At 50.1% G+C, this 3655-nt stretch carries 4 protein-coding genes and 1 pseudogene; 2 read left to right on the top strand and 3 right to left on the bottom strand.

Annotation, left to right across the window (positions count from 1 at the left end; genetic code table 11):
* Both AYK82_RS01165 and AYK82_RS01160 read left to right on the top strand, forming a co-directional pair.
* Nucleotides 1–1873 (top strand): hemagglutinin repeat-containing protein (locus AYK82_RS01165; RefSeq protein ID WP_172795172.1); only part of this gene is annotated, 1873 nt, incomplete at its 5' end.
* Nucleotides 1870–2445, top strand: coding sequence for a hypothetical protein (locus AYK82_RS01160; RefSeq protein WP_068310493.1), 576 nt, complete (start codon nucleotides 1870–1872; stop codon nucleotides 2443–2445). The genes AYK82_RS01165 and AYK82_RS01160, both read left to right, overlap by 4 nt.
* Before the next feature lie 230 nt (nucleotides 2446–2675).
* Here AYK82_RS01160 and AYK82_RS17675 read toward each other — a convergent pair.
* The 3 genes and pseudogenes from AYK82_RS17675 to AYK82_RS01150 all read right to left on the bottom strand — a co-directional run.
* Nucleotides 2676–2849 (bottom strand): annotated as a pseudogene (locus AYK82_RS17675) (IS6 family transposase); the annotation flags it as partial.
* Between the two features lie 41 nt (nucleotides 2850–2890).
* Nucleotides 2891–3160, bottom strand: a complete 270-nt coding sequence (locus AYK82_RS01155) for a Tn3 family transposase (RefSeq protein WP_279626404.1) — start codon at nucleotides 3158–3160, stop codon at nucleotides 2891–2893.
* Between the two features lie 16 nt (nucleotides 3161–3176).
* On the bottom strand, nucleotides 3177–3655 hold a 479-nt coding region (locus AYK82_RS01150; RefSeq protein WP_156453229.1), incomplete at its 5' end, for an integrase core domain-containing protein.

The raw sequence follows: 3655 nt of genomic DNA, 5'->3' as shown, positions 1-3655 counted from the left end.
CAAGACAGGGGACGACGCCCGTATTGCCGGGGCCAAGCTTACAGCGAACGAGATTTCTGCAACTATTGACGGCGCTTTAGAGGTGAAGAGCCTTCAAGATACCGCCAGTAATTCTTCGTCCTCTACAAGCGGTTCAGTGGGGCTTGGCATCGGCGTCGATTCTTTATCGCTATCTGTTTCAGGAAACATTGGAGAAGGTGGCGGGTCCTCTGCCTGGGTTCATGAGCAAACCGCGATCACCGCAAATGAGAAGCTCGAAATAGTCACAGCCAAAAACACCCATATTGAAGGGGCCGTGATTAATTCCCAAAGCGATGATCTAACCCTTGAGACACAAACTCTCACGCATAAAGATATCAAGGATCATCAAAAACAAACCGACTGGAACATTGGCGGCTCGGTTTCGATCGGAATTGCAAGCGAAAACACCTCGCCCGTCCAAGCGGCGATGCAAACCGCGCAGCAAGCTCTGCCCGCACCGCTCGCAGGTGAACCATCAACACCGGTGCAACAAGCGCAAGATCCTGCCGTAGAACAAGAACCGGCACAGGAACCGACGGCCCCAACGCTCTCAGGTAGCGTAAGTGGTGATTATGGCCATAAAGACAAGCGCCAGACAAATCAGGCGACAGTTGGCCAAGGCACCATTCTCATTCGTGATCCTGACAAGCAGCGGAAACTTGAGCAAACCGGGGCAACAAAAGCGCTGGCAAGCCTTAACCGCGATCCCAAAAAATCGCAGGAAATCACCAAGGATGTTGACGAGACTATCAACTTTTATATCTCCGATACTTCGGTGCAAGAGGCCATTGCAGCTGGCAAAAAAGCTGGAGAAATTGCTGAACTCATCATCGATAAGTTGCTGGAAGAGGACAAATTTGCGCCAGCAGACAAACAAGCTGTAAAGGTCATCAAGAAGCATCTTGATGACCCGGAAGTCGTCGCGCAGCTTCAATCCTGTCAGGCTGTAGGTAAATCGGCAAGCTTTAGCATTTGGAATTTACTGGTCGCTCCCGCCTACGCAGATGCTGCGGTTTGCACTGTTGCTGTAGCAGGAGGCTATACATCAATTTCTCTGGAAGGTGCTGGCGCGCTCCTTTCCTCAACCTTTACAGCTGTCGGCGCGATAGCCGCCGCCGCATTGGCTGCATCAACGACATCGACTGGAGGAACGCCTCTTGAAGAACATATCAAGTTAGATGACGGGCGTTTAATTACGCTAATACATAACCCGGACGAAATGATGGGGAACATCATAATCACCTACCCAACGGGTGAAGAAGTTGCAATTCGCGTCCTTGTAACCGAACAGCCGGGCACTTTTGTCATAGATGAAGGCTTTGTTCCAGAAGATGTCGATCTAAGAGACCTGTTAGAGGGCATGAACGCTCACCTTGGTTCTGGCCTCAATATACTATATAACAAACCCGCTAATACTGGACAAAATAACGGAAACGGTGGTAGTGGTGCTACAAATAGAACAGTTGATCCGGGTACTGTTTATCAGGTTCGATTTGATCCGGCACATCCGGGTCGCCCAGACCCAGCGTTTTCTGTCGATACTTCAACCTTCACTAGCGGCGCGACTACCGCCAATGGTGGCATCCGTAATAGCAGGCAATTTTGGAATTCTTGGTCTAACAAATCGAACAATGGATTGAGCCAAGCCAATCAGACTGCAGTTGCAAATGGTCGGGCTCCTGTTGTGGATGATGATTGGTTGAGAGTTTTCCCTGAGCATTCAGATTTCAGGGGGCAGCAGATCATTCACCACCACATGGATTACGGGCAATATGCCATTCCCGTGCCTCGTGGCGCCCACAATAACTCCCCCGGATTTTCTATTTGGCATCCACCGCGAGGGTCAGAATGATCGCGAATCTTAATGAAGCTTTGTTGTTTTATGCTGAGCGCGAAGAAGAGTTTGCGTCGTTTGGCGCGGCCATACTTAAGCGTCGAACTGGTCAACTGGATGGTCTCAACACCGTTGTCGAGAAGCTCGGGTTGCCTGATAGCTTTGCTCGTTGTGCTGCCGAGTTGTGCATGGAGAGAGTATCTTTAGGGTATTTTGATTTGTGTCCCGGCGACCCAGAAAGCCTATGTAGCTCGCTTTTGACATTAAATGGGGATACCAGAAATCCTAGCTTGCCTAGCAACTTGCTTAGCGTTGCGGGGTTTGATGCAGACCTCATAGCAGTCGCCAAAGGCGAGCCGCATCATGCAAATGGTACAGTGTTTTACGTTGACGTTACCAGTTCACCCGTTCCGCAGGTCACGGCCATCTCCGATAGCTTCTCTGATTTTCTAGTTCTGGCGAGCGCATTGGATCAAGCCACTCTTGAGGGGGGGGATGACCCTGAAGCTGCGATCAACCAATTGGCATCGAACCTAGGATACGCTGGCTATGCTGATAAGTGGCAGTTGATCGCTAGCATGGCAGTTTAGTTACTCCGCCTCTGGCTCGAGGTAGTTTGGCATGTGGATTGCGCCACTCATAATCGCATTATGGATAATCTTGTCCCGCAACAAGGTAATTCAGGCGCTGGAGTTAAGCTGACCGACACGAGCAATCCAGGAACTTCTATTGAACTTGATCGTGCCTTTTCGGAGTTAATGACTAGCGGGGCACTGTCAGGTTATTTCGAAGTAAATGCAAAACCGGGTTGTTGCCCTTTTCATGCACGCATTTCGGCTGTGTAGTCGTTCCATAAGCTAAAAGCGTCATTGCGCGCATGGCGGTATGAGTTGGCAGAAAGGCGATGGCGTTTAGGACGGAAAATGGCAGCGACTTGGTCGTGAGCAGACAGAAACCTCTGAGCTTGGCATGGAGACTTGAAACGACCCAAGACGGGGTATGTTCAGGATACGTGTAAAAAATTCCAAGACAGTCTTAAGCCGCCACTGAGAGTGGTTTTGGTCGTAAGGGATCTGGCATTTCATCCATGTTAATGGACCTTTTTCCGAAGCGCAGAATATTCTCCCTCATGTATGGGCTTAGGCTTCTGAGCTGTTCGGCAGTAATCTCAAAGCCTTCGCTTCTCATCTCATGTAGTACGTCGGTCAGATCAACCACATTCTGGAGCATGATGGCATTGGCGATGACATCCATGTATTTCATACGCTTAGACTGCTCGACTGGGTATTCCCCCCATTTTTGGATGAGTTTTGGCGTAGAGTTACGCTGCCAGTTTTAGTTTAGTGGCGGGTGTTATGCCGCCGATGGCCATGTTGGGCCGTTCGTTGTTATATGTCCAGAGCCAGTCTGTGGCTTCCGTTTGCGCCTGTTCGATGCTTTCAAAGCACGTCTGATCCAGCCATTCCTGCCTGACAGTTCTGTTGTAACGTTCCACATAGGCGTTCTGTGCCGGCTTTCCAGGTTGAATATGCAGGATCTGGATCCCTTGAGATCTGGCCCAATTTAACAGGGTTTCACTGATGTTTTCCGGTCCATTATCAACACGTATGGTTTTGGGCTTGCCTCGCCATTCAATCACTTGGCTCAACGCCCGCACCACCCGCAGTGCGGGAAGAGAGAAATCCACTTCAATAGCTAGCCCCTCGCGGTTGAAATCATCAAGTATGTTAAGCGTTCTGAACCGCCTGCCATCCTCCAGTTGATCTGACATGAAATCCATCGACCAAACTTGATTGGCCC

Source organism: Polycladidibacter hongkongensis (genome assembly GCF_001561995.1).
GTDB classification, from domain to species: Bacteria; Pseudomonadota; Alphaproteobacteria; order Rhizobiales; family Stappiaceae; genus Pseudovibrio; species Pseudovibrio hongkongensis.
The sequence above is the reverse complement of the archived record's forward strand: the minus strand, read 5'-3'. Positions and strand labels throughout refer to the sequence as shown.

Excerpts from the sequence above, each read along its gene's own strand:
- AYK82_RS01160 (WP_068310493.1), top strand. The coding sequence starts at position 1,870 with ATGATCGCGAATCTTAATGAAGCTTTGTTGTTTTATGCTGAGCGCGAA.